Annotated in this window: 16 protein-coding genes and 2 tRNA genes; 8 read left to right on the top strand and 10 right to left on the bottom strand. The window is 41.2% G+C overall.

What is annotated here, in order from left to right:
* Positions 1-68: 68 nt before the first annotated feature.
* The gene (locus KHQ31_RS07275; protein ID WP_213408912.1) at positions 69-1415 is read left to right on the top strand and encodes a gluconate:H+ symporter; all 1347 of its coding nucleotides are present in this window, start codon (positions 69-71) and stop codon (positions 1413-1415) included.
* 75 nt (positions 1416-1490) lie between these two features.
* On the opposite strand, the gene KHQ31_RS07270 is transcribed toward KHQ31_RS07275, so the two are convergent.
* Positions 1491-1661 carry a hypothetical protein gene (locus tag KHQ31_RS07270; protein ID WP_213408911.1) on the bottom strand — a complete coding sequence of 57 codons (171 nt, stop codon included), beginning with the start codon at positions 1659-1661 and terminating at the stop codon, positions 1491-1493.
* Between the two features lie 147 nt (positions 1662-1808).
* On the opposite strand from KHQ31_RS07270, the gene KHQ31_RS07265 reads away from it, so the two are divergent.
* The 3 genes from KHQ31_RS07265 to KHQ31_RS07255 all read left to right on the top strand — a co-directional run bounded on the left by KHQ31_RS07265 (position 1809) and on the right by KHQ31_RS07255 (position 6493).
* The gene (locus KHQ31_RS07265; RefSeq protein WP_213408910.1) at positions 1809-2255 is read left to right on the top strand and encodes a GNAT family N-acetyltransferase; all 447 of its coding nucleotides are present in this window, start codon (positions 1809-1811) and stop codon (positions 2253-2255) included.
* 345 nt (positions 2256-2600) lie between these two features.
* Positions 2601-5840: a collagen-binding domain-containing protein gene (locus tag KHQ31_RS07260; RefSeq protein ID WP_213408909.1), complete on the top strand. Its 3240-nt coding sequence runs from the start codon at positions 2601-2603 to the stop codon at positions 5838-5840.
* 221 nt (positions 5841-6061) lie between these two features.
* On the top strand, positions 6062-6493 hold the full coding sequence (locus KHQ31_RS07255) for a helix-turn-helix domain-containing protein (protein ID WP_213408908.1): 432 nt from the start codon (positions 6062-6064) through the stop codon (positions 6491-6493).
* 111 nt (positions 6494-6604) lie between these two features.
* Here KHQ31_RS07255 and KHQ31_RS07250 read toward each other — a convergent pair whose 3' ends face one another.
* From KHQ31_RS07250 to KHQ31_RS07240, 3 genes are all read right to left on the bottom strand, one after another.
* Positions 6605-7267 carry a helix-turn-helix domain-containing protein gene (locus tag KHQ31_RS07250; protein ID WP_213408907.1) on the bottom strand — a complete coding sequence of 221 codons (663 nt, stop codon included), beginning with the start codon at positions 7265-7267 and terminating at the stop codon, positions 6605-6607.
* Between the two features lie 154 nt (positions 7268-7421).
* Positions 7422-7493, bottom strand: a tRNA-Glu gene (locus KHQ31_RS07245).
* Between the two features lie 24 nt (positions 7494-7517).
* Positions 7518-7589 (bottom strand) — tRNA-Glu (locus KHQ31_RS07240).
* Between the two features lie 188 nt (positions 7590-7777).
* On the opposite strand from KHQ31_RS07240, the gene KHQ31_RS07235 reads away from it, so the two are divergent.
* The 4 genes from KHQ31_RS07235 to KHQ31_RS07220 all read left to right on the top strand — a co-directional run bounded on the left by KHQ31_RS07235 (position 7778) and on the right by KHQ31_RS07220 (position 13368).
* Positions 7778-8455, top strand: a complete 678-nt coding sequence (locus KHQ31_RS07235; RefSeq protein ID WP_213408906.1) for a histidine phosphatase family protein — start codon at positions 7778-7780, stop codon at positions 8453-8455.
* A gap of 17 nt (positions 8456-8472) precedes the next feature.
* Positions 8473-9756 carry a GTPase HflX gene (gene hflX / locus KHQ31_RS07230; RefSeq protein WP_213408905.1) on the top strand — a complete coding sequence of 428 codons (1284 nt, stop codon included), beginning with the start codon at positions 8473-8475 and terminating at the stop codon, positions 9754-9756.
* 109 nt (positions 9757-9865) lie between these two features.
* Positions 9866-11587, top strand: coding sequence for an ABC transporter ATP-binding protein (locus KHQ31_RS07225; RefSeq protein ID WP_213408904.1), 1722 nt, complete (start codon positions 9866-9868; stop codon positions 11585-11587).
* Positions 11587-13368: an ABC transporter ATP-binding protein gene (locus KHQ31_RS07220; RefSeq protein WP_213408903.1), complete on the top strand. Its 1782-nt coding sequence runs from the start codon at positions 11587-11589 to the stop codon at positions 13366-13368. Before KHQ31_RS07225 ends, KHQ31_RS07220 begins: the two co-directional genes overlap by 1 nt.
* An 81-nt stretch (positions 13369-13449) precedes the next feature.
* Here KHQ31_RS07220 and KHQ31_RS07215 read toward each other — a convergent pair whose 3' ends face one another.
* From KHQ31_RS07215 to KHQ31_RS07190, 6 genes are all read right to left on the bottom strand, one after another.
* Positions 13450-14121: a GyrI-like domain-containing protein gene (locus tag KHQ31_RS07215; protein ID WP_213408902.1), complete on the bottom strand. Its 672-nt coding sequence runs from the start codon at positions 14119-14121 to the stop codon at positions 13450-13452.
* Positions 14121-14309: a hypothetical protein gene (locus KHQ31_RS07210; protein ID WP_213408901.1), complete on the bottom strand. Its 189-nt coding sequence runs from the start codon at positions 14307-14309 to the stop codon at positions 14121-14123. Before KHQ31_RS07210 ends, KHQ31_RS07215 begins: the two co-directional genes overlap by 1 nt.
* Complete coding sequence (locus tag KHQ31_RS07205; RefSeq protein WP_213408900.1) at positions 14299-14646, bottom strand: hypothetical protein; 348 nt, start codon at positions 14644-14646, stop codon at positions 14299-14301. Before KHQ31_RS07205 ends, KHQ31_RS07210 begins: the two co-directional genes overlap by 11 nt.
* A gap of 90 nt (positions 14647-14736) precedes the next feature.
* Entirely contained in the window at positions 14737-15684 is a 948-nt protein-coding gene (locus tag KHQ31_RS07200; protein WP_213408899.1) for a nucleoside hydrolase, read from the bottom strand.
* 19 nt (positions 15685-15703) lie between these two features.
* Positions 15704-16618, bottom strand: coding sequence for a ribonucleoside hydrolase RihC (rihC, locus tag KHQ31_RS07195; protein WP_213408898.1), 915 nt, complete (start codon positions 16616-16618; stop codon positions 15704-15706).
* Positions 16619-16650: 32 nt separating this feature from the next.
* A complete protein-coding gene (locus KHQ31_RS07190) occupies positions 16651-17877 on the bottom strand; it encodes a NupC/NupG family nucleoside CNT transporter (protein WP_213408897.1) in 1227 nt (408 codons plus the stop codon).
* Positions 17878-18100: the final 223 nt, after the last annotated feature.

Here is an 18100-nt window from a genome sequence, read left to right as displayed (position 1 = left end):
AAAAGTAAGGAAAACCCGTACAATAATCTACATACAAAAATATATAGGAGAGAAAAATCATATCATCAATGATTACACTATTTCTAGGAATTGTCTTCTTGCTATTCCTAATCGTGAAAGTTAAATTAAATACATTCATCTCACTTATCTTCACAGCAGTGCTAGTTGGACTAGGTTTGGGTATGGACTTCGCACAAATTCCACACTCAATCGCAACTGGTATTGGAGGATCACTGGGTGAATTGGCCATCGTCTTTGGATTCGGAGCAATCTTGGGACGTTTGGTTTCTGATGCTGGTGGAGCATACCGTATTGCCCACACACTAATTGAAAAGTTTGGAAAGAAGCGTATTCAATTAGCTGTTATGGTTGCGGCCTTCATCTTGGGGATCGCCTTGTTCTTCGAAGTTGGAATGGTTATCTTGATTCCAATCATCTTCGTTATCGCGCTTGAAGTTGAAATGCCTTTGCTAGCCTTGGGTATTCCAATGGGAGCTGCTTTGTCAGTTACTCACGGATTCTTGCCACCTCACCCAGCCCCAACAGCTATTTCAACAGCTTTGGGAGCTAATACTGGTGAAGTTTTGATTTACGGTTTGATCGTTGCTGTACCAGCTGCTATCATCGCCGGACCAATCTTTACACGTTTGGCACAACGTTACGCTCCTGAAGCGTTCGTTGTTAAGCGTAAGTTGAGCTCATTTGGAGAAATCAAGGAATTTGATCTAGCCAAGACACCTTCATTCGGATTGTCATTGTTGACTAGCTTGTTCCCAGTTATCTTGATGGCTATGACAACTATCTACACAATGGTTTACAACAACGGTAAGCCATTTACTGATCCACAAGGATTCGATTCATTCGTTACAATGATCGGTAACCCTGTTGGAGCCATGATCATTTCATTGCTATTCGCATTGTGGTCAATGGGATGGTTGCAAAAGAAGACATCTTCTGAAATGGCAGAAACAGTTGAAGGAGCTATCAGCTCAATCGCTATGTTGCTATTGATCATCGGTGGTGGAGCTGCGTTCAAGCAAATCTTGATCGACGGTGGAATCGCTGACCAAGTTGCTGCAATGTTCCAAGGATCAACAATCTCACCATTGTTGCTAGCATGGATTATCACAGTTATCTTGCGTGTTGCTTTGGGATCAGCTACAGTTGCTGCTTTGACAGCTGCTGGGTTGGTTGGACCTTTGATGGCAACTGCTGGTGTTAACCCAGCCTTGATGGTTATCGTTATCGGTGCCGGATCATTGGCTGCTTCACACGTGAACGACGCTGGATTCTGGATGTTTAAGGAATACTTCGACTTAGATGTTAAGCAAACATTGAAGATCTGGACTGTTCTAGAAACAATCATTGCCATCGTTGGTTTGGTAATGGCCCTAATCTTGAGCATGTTCGTTTAATCAAGTTTAGTTAAATCATATAAATGAAAAAGGAGTTCATCCTAAGATGAACTCCTTTTTTGTATGCTGCTGTGCCTACTTTTGATGCTTATCAATGAAGTAAAGCACAATAGCAGATAGCATAAATAAGCTAGAAAGAATGGATAGGATTTCGCCAACGGACAAGTCTTTCAATACGATAAAGCTAATTACTGTTACAATAACACTCACAGTAACAGCGATAATAAGTGGTAACCAACGTTGCATAAATATAGCTCCTATTCTGATATGTACACATATGTTTATATATTCAATATACGCTTAAATAATTAAAAAACACAATGTTTTTTATAATATGCACAATCATGTTGTGGGTGTACAGACATGGCAGGTAAATAAAGAGAGGAAAGGAATATGCGAATACAAGCGTATGAAGATAAATATCTAACTGAGACTATGACGATGATTAAAGAATGTATCTTAGCGGTTAATCAACCAGATTATTCTCCGCAACAGGTGAAAGTATGGGCTGAATTAGATCCACGACGATTCCAAATGCGCGATGATAATCATGCATTCGTGATGTTGTCAGAAGAAGATGCCATCATTGGATTTTCGGACATGGATGATGCTGGTTATTTAGACAATATGTTCGTGCATAAAGATTATCAGGGCCAAGGGATTGCGACAAGATTATTGAAGCACATCGAAAATAGTTATGCCATGGACAAAATAACAACGTATGCCTCAATTACGGCTAAGCCATTTTTTGAGCGTCATGGATATCAGGTGGTACGAGAAAATCAAGCTGAATTACGAGGCGAAGTGTTTGTAAATTACTACATGGAAAAGCTGGGTTAGTTAACTTAAATAGTATGTAACATAAAATGATGGCCAGTTAACTAATTAGGTGGCGGAGAAAAGAAAGTCGCTTTAAATTCTTAGAAAATAATAAAAAATGTGAAAATTAATTTTATATATTTTGAAGTGTATTTAAACAAATGAAGCGGAAAATATCCTTAATTTAATGAAATTGAGTTATGGAAATGTGTTTTTTTTATAAAACTGAAAAAAATTGAGCATTTGAGATTGCTTGTAATTGCATAGTAATTTCAGTTATAATTCTTGCTTAAGCATAACTTAAAAACATATAAATACATATAAATACATATAATAGGATAAAACATAATGAAACATAAAAACATAATGAACCGCATACTATTATTTAGTGTGGTTTTGGGAACAACAGTTGCGCCGACAGCTGCGCAAGTTTCTGCTAATCAAGTAACTGAACAAAAAGTAAATGCATATTACCCTGGATACCCAAATCATAATCAAAACCAACATCACAATCACAACAATGATCAAGGACACAAGCCAAGCACTAACCTAACAGTGAAGGATGTGTCACGTAACGCGCGTGATTACAATGCCATCATCTTTGGAAATCACACGGTTTCTAAGGCAGACATTGAAGGAGCCACAATTGTTCAAGGGAATGTCTTCCTAAAGCCCGACCGTCCTGGACAACAACCACACTTTGATTACGGTGCATCAGGATCTGGTGCTGCTAATTTGATTGGTGACAAGGGCTTGAAGCCCAACGTGCCCAGTTTGATTTTGGGGCAAGGCGTATCTGGACCATTTGGAAAAGTACGTGTGCTAGGACAAAATGTTGGGGTTCGTGCAAGTATTCGTGACATTTCGACATTTGATGCGGATGTGAAGCGTGTAGACTTCACGGATAAGCAAATGGATGCTTTCATGGCTTCAATTCACAGTCAAATGCGTGTTCGTTTCGACAAATTGAATGGTTTTGCAAACAGTGTGAAGCCTACTGGTAAGGAATTTAAGATTCAACCAGTACCTGGTAACCCGCGTATCGGAGTTGTGTCACTATCTGCTGACAGCATCAAGGTTAGTGAAATGCAATTGCCAGCATTGAACCAATATGATCGTATCATCGTTAAGATTAAGGCGCGTTCAGTATCATTCGCTAATGGATCAATACTTAAGGCAGACCGTACACTATTGGACGTTAACCAACCAGTAGGAACACCAGAAAACAACTTGATGCGTCAATATGCAAGCAAGTTGACTTGGATTATGGACGATACAACGAAGAATGTATCCATCAATGGGTTTGGAGTCGTGGGAGATTTTTACGCACCATATTCTAACCTTGATGGAAATGGTGGGAACATTAATGGACAATTGTTCATTAATTCCCTAGTTCAACGTGGTGGATTCGAAGTACACAACCTACCAGAAGGTGCACGTAATGACAAAAATGGTGTGCCACCACTTGAATCATTAGAATTAAAGCCAAACAAGCCACTTGAAGGTCAAGTAGAAAAAGATGAATCAGAATCTTTTGAAGACTTGGACAAATTACCACCATTTAAACCAGAAGATGGAAAGGTAAATGAAACTAAGGAGCCGGAATTAGAAAAGCCGGTTGAACCAACAGATAAGCCTGAAGTACATATTAAGCCGCACCAACCGAAGGAAGAAATCGTTCCTGATGAATCAGAAACAATTGAAGATCTAGAAGTTGTTCCACCATTTAAGCCAGAAGATGGCAAGGCGGATAAGACAGAAGAACCAAAGTTGGAAAAGCCGGTAAAGCCAACAGATAAGCCAGATGTACATATCAAGCCACATGAGCCAAAGGAAGAAGTTGTTCCTGATGAATCAGAAACAATCGAAGACCTTGAAACAGTACCGCCCTTTAATCCAGGTGCTGGAAAGGCAACTGAAGGTGAAGAACCAAAATTAGAAGATATTCTTAAGCCAACAGATAAGCCTGAAGTTGAAATTGGACCACATTTTCCAACTGATGAAGTTGTGACTGATGATTCAGAATCTACAGATGACTTGCCAATCTTGCCACCATTCATTCCACAAGGTGATAAGGCAACAGAAGGTGAAACACCAAAGTTGGAAGATATCATTAAGCCAACCGACAAGCCAAAGGTAGAAATCGCACCTAATGAATCAAAGGAAGAAAAGTTGGAAGACGAGTCAGAAACGACTGATGAACTACCACCATTCATTCCACAAGGTGATAAGGCAACTGAAGGAGAAACACCAAAGCTAGAAGACGGTATTAAGCCAACAGATAAGCCAAAGTTAGAAATTGCGCCTAATGAATCAAAGGAAGAAGTGTTGGAAGACGAGTCAGAAACAACTGATGAACTACCACCATTCATTCCGCAAGGTGACAAGGCAACTGAAGGTGAGACACCAAAGCTAGAAGATATCATCAAGCCAACAGACAAGCCAAAGGTAGAAATCGCACCTAATGAATCAAAGGAAGAAGTGTTGGAAGACGAGTCAGAAACAACTGATGAACTACCACCATTCATTCCACAAGGTGACAAGGCAACAGAAGGTGAGACACCAAAGCTAGAAGATATCATCAAGCCAACAGACAAGCCAAAGGTAGAAATTGTGCCTAATGAATCAAAGGAAGAAAAGTTGGAAGACGAATTAGAAACGACTGATGAACTACCACCATTCATTCCACAAGGTGATAAGGCGACCGAAGGTGAAACACCAAAGCTAGAAGATATCATTAAGCCAACAGATAAACCAAAGGTAGAAATCGCACCTAATGAATCAAAGGAAGAAAAGTTGGAAGACGAATCAGAAACAACTGATGAACTACCACCATTTATTCCACAAGGTGACAAGGCGACCGAAGGTGAAACACCGAAGCTAGAAGATGGTATTAAGCCAACAGATAAGCCAAAGGTAGAAATTGCGCCGAATGAATCAAAGGAAGAAAAGTTGGAAGACGAATCAGAAACAACTGATGAACTACCACCATTTATTCCACAAGGTGACAAGGCGACCGAAGGTGAAACACCGAAGCTAGAAGATGGTATTAAGCCAACGGACAAGCCTGAAGTACAAATTGAACCAAACCAACCAAAGGAAGAAAAGTTGGAAGATGAGTCAGAATCAATTGATGATTTGCCAATTTTGCCACCGTTCATCCCAGGTGAAGGTAAAGCCAAGGAAACACAAGAACCAAAGTTGGAAGATCCAATCAAGCCAACAGACAAGCCGTTGGTAATTGAAGATCCAAAGGTCGTGCCACCAGTAAAGGAAGACAAGAAGACTGGTGATAAGCCATCAAAGCCAAAGCGCAACAATACGCCTAAGCCAATGCCAGCACCAAAGTCAAAGGTGAAGGAAGTTGAAAAGGCAAAGCAAACAAAGTACAAGCAACTAAAGCCTGCTGAAAAGGATGCAGTTGCGGAGCACGAAGATACAAATGTTTCAGATGTTAATTCAATGTTGACTAAGCGTTTAAACGAATCACAAACAACATTGCCAAATACAGGAGAACGTCCTGTGAACTCAATCTTCACAGTATTGGGATTGGCACTATTAAGTGTTGTCGCATCATTGATTGCACGTAAGTCACGCAAGAACTAATCAATTTTGCTCATATACGATAAAAACCTCTGTCAAATAAATGGCAGAGGTTTTTTAGTACCCGTAAGTTTTCTTCTAGATGTGTGTAGATATTGTGGTCATAAATGCTGGTATTCCGGCGTTGTTAATCAAAAAAACAGCCATGTTAATAATTATGACTACCCTGTTTTGGTGGGTTTGTTCTATGATAAAGATAACTTATAACAAGGGAGATTTAGGGAATGGATAATGAGACGTTTAACTTCGCAGATAACTTAATTGAACTACGTAAGCAGGCACAACTTTCACAGGAACAATTGGCTTCAGAGTTGTTTGTCACACGTCAAACGATTTCAAAGTGGGAAAAAGGTGGGGCAGTTCCAGACATGAATCATCTACTACTAATGACACAGGTTTTTGGCATTGGCTTAGACGAATTAGTGTTAGGGATTGAAACCCAAAACCAAGGATTGGTTAAAGAACGTGTAACTGCTTTTCTAACTCAAGATGCCTCAGACAAAGACTGGCATGAAAATCATCGCTGGCGTGAATGGCAATACGGCCAAATCAATAATGGGTGGGAATTCTTGGTTCGCTATTACTGGGTTGTTTTTGCGTTAGTAGCCTTCATTGGCTGGATGATCTTTACATTCAATGGAAAGAGTATGTTTTAATCAAGTGTAAGTGCAATGGAATAGGATATACAAAAGGCTCAGTCATCAAAGGATGATTGAGCCTTTTTAGTGAATGGATTTTGGGCAGCGGCTAATAGTTTTGTGAAGTGCTCAGTGTTTCGAAGAAGTTTCTTGATCAACGACTTCCAAGTTTGCATTAGGTATTTCAAGCTCTAATTCTTTATTTGGAATCTTATTATCAAGCATAATAGAATTTTTGATCGTTATGGGTGTTGACCATGTAAAAATGTGAAAGAGATTAAACGATTTTGTGGCGTTTAAAAATATGTAGTTATGATCAGAATGAAAAAACACAGTGTCAGGATTAACTCTAATAAATGGATTGGTTTGTTTGATTGTCGCTGTAACATCAGTATTGAAGTCACGATACATATCGCCACCATCATATGTTTTATCACGGACTAAAGTCAGTTTAGTGACTGGTATGTCAAACTGTGTGCTTGCTAATGGAACGTTACTGATAAATCCATTTATAATGAGAACGGCAAGTAGTCCAAGTGCGAAATACAAGCCTTTCTTTAACTTCAGGGCACGATCGAATGTCTTTGTCATTTTAGTATCTCCTTTGATAAGTTCGTCTAATGAGATGTTGAAAAAGTCGCTCAATTGGATGATTTGTTCAAGGTTAGGATAACTTTTCCCACGTTCCCAATTAGATATTAATTGACGTGAGACGAATAATTCTGTAGCTAATTCTTCTTGGGTTAGTTGGCTAGCTAAGCGTTGTTGTTTAATGACATCATTTATATTCATAGTTTTCTCCTTTACAGTTACTAGTTTATTTTGAATGCGGGGTAAAATGCACGCAACAAAACGTAACATGTACGAAAGTATGCGCTATTTGCGTAAAAATGACACAAAAAAAGCCCACGAACTTAATCGTGAGCTTAATATGTATATCTAAAGATAGCCCAACAGGGAATCGAACCCTGGATTCCGCGCTGAGAACGCGACGTCTTAACCACTTGACCACTGGGCCATGATGAATTTAACTTTTGAGCAATAGCCCAACAGGGAATCGAACCCTGGATTCCGCGCTGAGAACGCGACGTCTTAACCACTTGACCACTGGGCCAAATTTCATCATGAATGATTGGTCTTTTTAAAGAACAACCGTTATTAACTATATCTAGTAAACGCCTTGATGTCAACTGATTTATTCAAAATAAGCCAGTTTAAACGCCCCCGTTTAAACAATGAGAATGTTATAATTAATAGGTAGTAGATTGTTACTGAATGGCATAAGAAGGATGGGAACGAATTATGACTTTTAACTTATATATTGTACGACATGGACAAACTTACTTGAATAAGTATGGACGTATGCAAGGGTGGAGTAATGCACCTTTGACAGAAAGTGGAGTAGCTGACGCGTTTGCTGCGGGGGAGCGCCTACGCGATGTGAAGTTCTCACATGCTTATTCATCTGATTTGACTCGTGCGTATAAGACAGCACAAGGGATTTTGGCACGTAACGTTGCCAGTGGTGACTTGAAGCAACCTGAAAAGCTAGATAACTTCCGTGAAGTGTTCTTTGGAATTTATGAAGGTTTATTGGGGACTGAAGTTGCCAAGCAAATTTCAAGTGAAAAGAACTTAGAACCAGCGTCAGAGACATATGGTGAATTGGGACTAGCACTAGGGATGGACGGGATGATGGATGCATTTCATGAAACTGATCCATATCATGATGCGGAAACAGCTGAAATGTTCTGGCACCGTTTTGACAATGGAATGATTCGCTTGCTAGAAGCAGCTAAGGATGGTGACAACATCTTGCTTGTTGCCCACGGAACATTGATCCGTAACATGGCAGCTCGTTTCCATGATGAAACACTAGCCACAAGTGGTCCCGTTGATAACGGAGCGATTTCTGTCTTTGAAGTTGGTGTAGACGAAATGAAATTAAAGGCCTACAACGATACGAATACCGTGTGGTAGGCGGAAACGAGAAGTAAATGATTGAAAATGAACAAAACCCACGTCGTAAGGTTATTTTAGCCGGACTAGAACGTGTTGATGTCGATTTTACCTACCAAATGGAAGAATTGGCTAACCTAGCAGATGCCAACAACATGGAAGTTGTTGGGACTTTGACTCAAAAGATGGAACGTCCTCATGGTGGAACATACTTTGGTAAAGGTAAGGTTGAAGAATTAGGTGAGCTTGTTAAGGCACTTGATGCGGAAATGGTCGTGACTAATGATGAATTGTCACCTTCACAAATTCGTAATCTAGAAGCAGGTACTGGAGTATCAATGATGGACCGTACTGCGTTAATCCTAGATATCTTTGCAACACGTGCTAAGACAAAGGTAGCGAAGCTACAAGTTGCGATTGCGCAATTACAATACCAACTACCACGTCTACGTACATCAATGAATGTACGAATGGACCAACAAACAGGTGGTGGTGGCGGAAGTTTCACAAGTCGTGGGGCTGGTGAAACGAAGCTTGAATTGAATCGTCGTCACATTGAACACCAAATTTCTGAATTACGTAAGGAATTGGCAAACATTGAAGCTGATGATCAAACACGTCGTGCGCACCGTGAAAAGGAAGAGATTAAGACGGTTGCCTTAGTTGGGTATACTAACGCGGGTAAGTCTACAATCATGAATGGTTTGGTCAAGCGTTTTGGTGAAAACCAAGAAAAGACAGTGTTCCAAGCTGACATGTTGTTTGCGACATTGGAAACAGCGGTACGTAAGATTAACTTGCCAGACAAGCAATCATTCTTGTTGTCTGACACGGTTGGATTCGTATCTAAGTTACCGCACGGTCTAGTGGCTGCCTTTAAGGCAACCTTGGCAGAAGCAGCACAAGCTGACTTGTTGATCCAAGTCGTTGATTACTCTGACCCTGATTACAAGGCGATGATGGAAACAACAACAAAGACTTTGAAGGAAATTGGGGTACGTGATGTTCCGATGGTTATCGCCTTTAATAAAGCGGACCGTCTTGAAGACCAAGCCTTCCCAGTCCAAGATAATGATGAATTGATCATGTCTGCTAAGTCTGACGATTCATTAGACAAATTGATTGAAATGGTACGCGCAGAAATCTTTTCTGATCATGTACAAAAAGAATTGATGATTCCATTTTCTGATGGACAAGTCGTGGCGGCTTTGAATGATGACGCGACTGTGCATGAAACGGAATACACTGAAGACGGGACACGTTTGGTGGTGACGTTAACGCCAACACAAGTGGCTCGTTATGCCGATTATATTATCGACTAAATAATTCTTAAAAGCGTCTATGGAAACATAGGCGCTTTTAAGTTAGATTTAAACTAATTAAAAATCAGAGTGGTATACTGGTAAGATTACGAAATTGGGAGGCAGAAAGATGAAATTCATACTTTCATATGTGAAGAAGTACAAAGTCGACGCGCTTTGGGCCTTCATCACGGTAACAATTGCAGCGATTGCAAGTTTGTGGCAACCAAAGTTACTACAACAAGTCATTCAAGCAATTGCAGAAGACAAAATGAGTCAAATGTACCCACTAGGTGGACAATTAATTGTCATCGCCTTGGTAGGTTTGGTGGCAGGAGCTTTGAGTACAATCTTCTCAGCGCGAATTGCGATGGGAGTCGCAGCTGATATTCGTGCCGATGAATATAAAAAGATTCAAAGCTTCTCATTTGGAAATATTGAAAAGTTCTCAGCGGGTAACTTAGTTGTCCGTATGACCAACGACGTGCAACAAGTTCAAACCATGGTAATGTCACTGTTCCAAACAGTGCTACGTATTCCAATGTTGTTCATTGGAGCGTTGGTATTGGCTTTGATGACATTACCACAATTGTGGTGGGTTATCTTGGTCATGATCGTTTTGATTGTTGGGATTTCAATGATGGTCTTTACGCCAATGGGTAAGTTCTTCGGTTCAATTCAAAAGTACATTGATCGTACAAATGGATTGGCTAAGGAAAACTTACAAGGTGTGCGTGTGGTTAAGTCATTTAACCAAGAATCACGTGAAGAAGACACATTTAATGAAGTTGCGGATGGTTTGACGAACATTAACATCAAGATTGGATACTTGTTCTCAATCCTAATGCCAGCATTTATGTTGATTGGTCAATTAGCAATTGCCGTATCTGTTTGGTTCGTCGCATCTAATGTTGTTTCAGACCCACAAATGTTGGGTGCGTTGACATCATTTGTTAACTACTTGATGCAAATTATGATGGCGATTGTGATGGGTGGATTCATGATGACCTTCGCTGCTCGTGGAATGGTTTCTGCTGGTCGTGTGAAGGAAGTGATGGATACTGAACCAGATTTGACATTTGATCCCGAAGCCCCTGCTGAAGACTTACGTGGTGTAGTTGAATTTGATGATGTTAGTTTTGCCTACCCAGGTGACGATTCAATGGTGCTAAAAAACATTTCATTTAAGGTTAACCCTGGTGAAATGGTTGGGGTTGTCGGAGCCACTGGTTCTGGTAAGTCTACTTTGGCCCAATTGATTCCACGTCTTTACGATCCAACTGAAGGAGTCGTAAAGGTTGGGGATGAAGATTTGAAGAAGGTCAACGAAGGATCATTGCGCCAAGCTGTTTCATTCGTCTTGCAACGTGCAACTTTGTTCTCAGGAAAGATTTCTGATAACTTGCGCCATGGTAAGGCTGATGCCACAACCGATGATATGAAGCGAGCAGCTCGTATTGCGCAAGCCGCTGAATTCGTTGAACGATATGAAGACACATATGAACACGAAGTTGAAGAACGCTCTGCTAACTTCTCTGGTGGTCAAAAGCAACGTCTATCAATTACACGTGGTGTGATTGGTAACCCAGCTGTGTTGATCCTAGACGACTCAACATCTGCCTTGGATGCGAAGTCTGAAAAGAAGGTGCAAGAAGCGTTGGATACTGAATTGAATGCGACAACTAAGTTTGTTATCGCTGAAAAGATTTCATCTGTTATTAATGCTGACCGTATCTTCGTTATGGACGAAGGTCGTTTGGTTGGTGAAGGAACTCACGCGGAATTGCTAGAATCATCAGAAGCGTACCGCGAGATTTATGAAACACAAAAAGCACAGGAGGTAGTGGACTAATGAAGAGTTTATGGCAAGCAACAAAGTTCTTTGCACGTTACTTCAAGCGCTACTCACTTGGAATGGCAATTATGTTCGTCTTTATGGCCTTGGCCACATACTTCCAAGTTAAGGCCCCTGTCTACATGGGGAAGGCGATTCAAGAAATCGCTAACTACATGATGTTGGCGTTAAACCCAGCAACTGCTGCGCAAGCATCTCAAGATCAAGTCCATGAAGCCATTTGGATGTTCGTCTTGTTCGTGGTGATGATGGCCGTTGGCTTGTTGATTACATCAACGATTCAATCAATTGTGTCATCAAAGGCCGTTGGAGATATGCGTAAGGGCTTGTTCGGTAAGCTACAACGTATGACAATCAAGTACTTCGATTCTCACCGAGACGGAGAAATTTTATCACGTTTCACATCTGACATCGATAACATCTACAATGCGATGAACGAAGCGATCTTCCAATTGTTCTCACAAGCTGCATTGATGATCGGTGTCTTGTGGATGATGTTTAGTCAAAGTGCACAAATGGCTTGGGTGACAATTGCGTCAACACCAATCGCGATTTTGCTAGCAATCTTGATCATTCGTAAGGCTGAAAAGTTTGTTAACTTGCAACAAGCTGAAGTTGGTGAATTGAACGGATTCGTTAATGAACAAATTAACGGTGAACAAGTCATCATCACAAATGGTTTGCAAGAAAAGACAATGGCTGAATTTGATGTCCACAACAAGAAGGTTTTGGATGCTACATTCAAGGGTCAAGTTTGGTCAGGTATTTTGTACCCATTGATGATGGGGATGAGTTTGGTTAACACTGCGATTGTTATCTTCTTTGGTGGATATCTAGCGCTTGATGGTAGTCTTGATCGTGCCGTTGCTTTGGGATTGATCGTGATGTTCGTTAACTTCTCACAACAATACTACCAACCAATCACACAAATCACTGCAACATACAACATGCTGCAATTGGCTGTGACTGGGGCAAAGCGTATTGAAGAAATTATGGATCAAAACGAAGAAATCACTCCTGAACAAGGGCACAAATTGACTGGTATTGACGAGGAAGTTACTTTGAACGATGTGCACTTCAGTTACGATGAAGGAAAAGAAATCCTTCATGGTATTGATGTCAGTGTCCAAAAGGGACAAATGGTAGCCTTGGTTGGACCAACTGGTTCAGGTAAGACGACCGTTATGAACTTGTTGAACCGATTCTACGATGTCGATAGTGGTTCAGTTGAATTCGATGGTGTTGATGTCCGCGATATGGACTTGAAGAGCCTACGTGACCACGTGGGGATTGTTTTGCAAGAATCAGTTATCTTTAGTGGAACGGTTCGTGATAACATCGCCTTTGGTGAATTTGATGCGACGGATGCTGAAGTTGAAGATGCTGCGAAGCAAGCGAACATTCATGACTTTATCATGACGTTGCCTGACGGATACAACACTGAAGTCAGTGATGAAAACTCGGTGTTCTCTACAGGTCAAAAGCAATTGCTATCCATTGCCCGTACAATTTTGACCAACCCTGATTTGTTGATTTTGGATGAAGCGACTTCTAACGTTGATACGGTTACGGAAGCACGTATTCAAAAGGCGATGGATAATGTGATTAGCGGACGTACAAGTTTCGTTATTGCCCACCGTTTGAAGACAATTCTAGGTGCCGACAAGATTGTGGTGCTTCGTGATGGAAACGTCATTGAAGAAGGAACTCACGCAGAACTGCTTGCACAAGACGGTTTCTACGCTGAGTTGTACCACAACCAAATGGTGTTTGAATAGTTATTAACTGAAGGTATTCAAAATAGTAAATAAAAAGACCAATCATTCTCAATATAGAGTGATTGGTCTTTTTGTGTTGAATTATTGTATTTCAGTTGGCGAAACAGCGACTTCTAGAATCGTTTTTAATTTCTCAGGGGCTGTTCGACGCGTATCACTCAAGTAGATTTCACGATGTTCTTTGTTAATACGGCGGTAACCGTCAGTTTGAATCGCTGCTTCTAACATCGTAAAACTCGTTGGTTCATCATCATACGGACCAACATGTAAGATGTGCGCCACAGTTTCAGCAGGCAGCGTCGCTAAGACAACATCATTAATACGTGGGTTTTCAGCGACTTTCTCTGCCTTAATTGCGTCCATACGTTCGTGAATGAAATCCAATGGCACGGCATCAGGAATCACTAATTCTAAGCGATAAACTAAATCAGACTTGTCCCAAGCGCCCAGTAATTGTGCTTCTTCCGAAATTGTCCAGTATCCAGCTAGCGGTGGGACGACATAATCGTCAATCGTTTCATTTACTTCTAATGAGCTGAAAATATCGTTAGCCATCATTTTCTTATAAGCCATTTTAATACCATACGCGAAAGTGTACATGGCTTGAATATCCGTTTGGAAACCTTCTTGGTTCGGATCCCCTGTCCCAGCGATTGTTAATGCAAGTAGTGAGGGGCGGGTGATAATCTGCGTTTTTTTAGTTGCTTTATAAGTTGGTGTTTTTTTGAAATCGAACTTTGTTGGTGTATCCATTACTTGATCTTTTCTTCTGCAGGGGCAGACTTACGCAACAGATCAAGTAAGTAGAAGATAACCACTTCAAATAAGGCTAGGCCAGCGAAGGTCCACTTCGCCCAAGCGTAAGGAAAGACGAAGATCATAGCGATTGTGGCGATTAAGATGACGCCGATTAATGAAAACCAAGTGATTTTAGTAAGCATGGGAAACCTCCGAGTCTAGTAGATGCTTTAATTGTGTGATTTGAGTATGCGTTAGACGCGCAGAATTAAGGTTTCTGAGCGTTTTAACCGATAGGCGGGTATTTAGCGACAAACGACGAATGTCGCTGATAGATAGCTTATTAATGGTGTTTTGTAGATGCTGAATCTGATCACGGCGTTGCTTGTCTAGAAAGAAGAACCAGCTTAGCAAAGGCAATAACATCATTGCGCCAATCAGCCATTGTGAACCATGGGTCCCAAAGTAAAGAGGTAGGCTGATGACCATCACAATCAATACAATATAAGTTAAATAGTTTTTGTTTAGTAAGTATTTCATAATTAGTCCTTGCCAATATTGTAGCACGTTCTAATTTTGGGGCAAAAGAAAACACCAACCGAAATCGGCTGGTGTTTAACTTTGTGGAAATTACTTTCCAAGTACGATTGCCATGTAGTTCATGAAGCGTTCTAGGTAGAAGTCTTCATCAACGTCGATAGCAGCGTAGTTGTTCTTAACTGGGTCAAGAAGACGCTTTGGATCACCGATTGTACGACCATCTTCGTGGTCAACCATCATGTTGATAGGGAATAGTGATACCAAGGCAGGGTCAACAGCGACACCGACAGCAAGTGGGTCATGCAAAGCAGCTCCACGTTCGTCGATTCCTAGGTCGCGGTATGCATCGATGTAGAAATCAAAGATATCTGCCATGATAACACCCTTATCAGTTCCTAGTTCACGCCATTGTTGTGTTTCGTTCTTAGTCAACAATGTCTTCATTGTGACGTCCAAACCAACCATGACCAACATCTTAGCGTTACGGAATACGTAATCAGCTGCCTTAGGGTCTTGGTTAATGTTTGCTTCTGTGTAAGCAGTAACGTTTCCAGGAATAGTCAACGCACCACCCATGATTGTGATGTTACCAATCAAGTCAGCAATTTCTGGATCCTTTTGCATCGCATCGGCCAAGTTAGTAAGTGGACCAGTTGGTACGATAACCAAGTCGTCTGCATACTTGTGTGCAGCTTCGATAATGAAGTCGACACCGTGTTGTTCTTCAACAGCACGCTTTGCCAAAGGAAGTTCAACCGCACCAAGTCCACGTTGTCCGTGGATTTGCTTTGAGATTTCCATTGTTTCGAAGCTTTCAGTGTCTGATGAGTGGCTGTGTCCGATGAAGACAGGCACGTCAGGTGCACCGAATTGTTCCAACATCTTTAGGCTGTTTTCACCAGCGATGTCTACCAATGTGTTTCCGTATGAACTTACGATACCAATAAGGTCGGCGTCAGGTGTTGCAAGGGCGTAGGCGATTGCCAATACGTCATCAACTCCTGTGTCCAAGTCCAAAATCATTTTCTTCTTTGCCATAATTGTTTCTCCTGAAAAATTAGTTCATCAAGCTGACTTGCTCAAGGAACCATGTGTTAAAGTTGGCGGCATCAATATCAATACCAACTTCAGCATTGTAGAAGCCATCTTCGTGCCAACGGTGTTGCGTGTCAGCGACAGTCGCACCAATTGCAGGACCTTCAGTGATCACATCAATCGCAAATGGACGTGTTGTAATCAAGTCAGGGTTAACAGCATAGAGGATGGTGTTAACATCGTGCATTGGCTTTCCACCTTCGTGAACGTCACCGTAGGCTGTGATAATACCGTAAAGCATTTCACCAGCGCGTCCAAGAGTACGAAGTGCTTCTGTTGTTTCTGTTGTGATCAAAGCGTTCAATGTAACGTCAAGCCCGATCATAACAATTGGAAGTCCGCTTTCGAAAACAATCTTAGCGGCGTCAGGATCAGTGAAGACGTTGAATTCTGCAACTGAACTAACGTTCCCCCCAGAAATTGAACCACCCATCAAAAGTAATTCTTTGATTAGTTCGCGATCTTCAGGGTACTTTTCCAATAGAAGCGCAATGTTTGTGTACGCTCCAGTCGCAATAATTGTCATAGGTGCATCCGCAGCGTGTAGTTCGTTGTGAATAGCTTCGATAGCGTCAATTTCTAATGCTTGGCTTGTGGCTTCTGGGAAGTCGTAACCAGGCATTCCTGATTCTCCATGGACGTATGATGCATCTGTAAATTCGCGCTTTAGCGGTGCCTTAGCACCAGCTGCAACGGGTGTGTTCTTGCCAAAGAAATCAACCAACTTAAGGGCGTTATTCGTTGTCTTGTCCACACTAACATTTCCAGCAACAGTCGTAATCAAACGAACGTCAAGGGCAGGGTTGTTAAGCGCAACGGCAATGGCTGCTGCGTCATCAACACCAGGATCCATATCTAAAATTACAGGTTTAACCATGAGTATATCTCCTATGATAATTTATGCGTTGTTTACCAAACGAACAATCCAGCGATTGCAGCTGATAGTAGTGAAACCAAGATACCAGCAACAAGCAAGTTCATAACACGTTGAGCGATGTAGTCTGACTTTTCCTTTGAAACCAAGCTCTTGAAAGCACCAAGGATCATTCCAATAGTACTGAAGTTAGCAAAGCTTGTTAGGAATACAGCTACAACGGCCTTAGCGTGTTCGTTAGCGAACAAACCAGTACCAGCCATGATGTCCTTTGAGATTTCTCCCATAACAACGAATTCGTTAGTAACCAACTTCATTCCCATCAATTGCGCGATTTCAAACGCTTCAGCAACGTTGAATCCTAGCAACCATGTCAATGGGAACAATACAACTCCGAAGATGTTTGACAACTTCAACCATTCCAAACCAGTCAAGCTGAATAGGGCGTCAACCAAAGCGGCCAAGGCAACGAATCCAATAACTGATGCAGTGATGATCAAGATCAAACGACCGGCACCCAAGATTGAGTCTCCGATGAATGAGAAGACAGGTTCGCGGTGTTCACCTTCAGCATGAATTGAAGCGATTGTGTCTTCTTCGGCAGGAACGTCAACTGGGTTAAGCATTGATGAAATAACAATGGCACCCAAGATGTTCAAAGGAATAGCGGCCATTACGTATTGACCAGGAACCATAGTCGTGTAGGCTCCGATAACTGATGCAGTCACACAGCTCATTGACATCAAAGCTAGTGTGTAGTTACGACGAGCGCTCATTGCGTTCAATTGTGTCTTAGAAACAGCCAAAACTTCAGTGTTTCCTAGGAACATCATTTCAACTGAGAAGAATGCTTCGAACTTAGGTTGTCCAGTAACTGCTGACAATCCACGTCCGATCCACTTAATAACGAATGGCAAGATACCAAAGTAGTTAAGCAAGTCGAAGAATGGAACAATCATCAACATTGGTAGTAATGCGCTAGTTACGAAGTTAGGCATTCCAGTTGTTGGTTGCAACCAGTCTGGCAAAGCAAACGCGATACCAGCGTTAGAAACGTCAACCAACCACTTAAATCCATCCGCAGCTCCACGGACCATGTCTTGTCCGATGCTGAAGCTCATGAAGAACCAAGCCAAGGCAAGTTGTAGCACGATCACAGTAAGCACTGAACGCCAGTGGATACCCTTTTTGTTGTCAGAGAATAGGTAAGCAATCCCCAAGAAAACAAAAATACTCAAAAAATTAACAATCATGAATAACATCAAGTATTACCTCACAAATACTTTCAATAAAATTTATAAAATTAAAACGTTTACATTGCGAGTATAACAGAGTCGATTGTCTTGTGTACCCTTTTTCTGAAATTAAAATTAATAATGAAATATAAATGTAAAATGAATTTAAAGTAAAACGTTTTACAATAGAATAGAAACGTGCGAAACTTAAAAAGTAAAACGTTTTCATTTTTTCAGTCTAAAAGCTAGT

Source organism: Weissella ceti, assembly GCF_018394055.1.
Classification (GTDB): Bacteria; Bacillota; Bacilli; order Lactobacillales; family Lactobacillaceae; genus Weissella; species Weissella ceti.
This window is presented reverse-complemented; position numbering and strand designations above follow the sequence as displayed.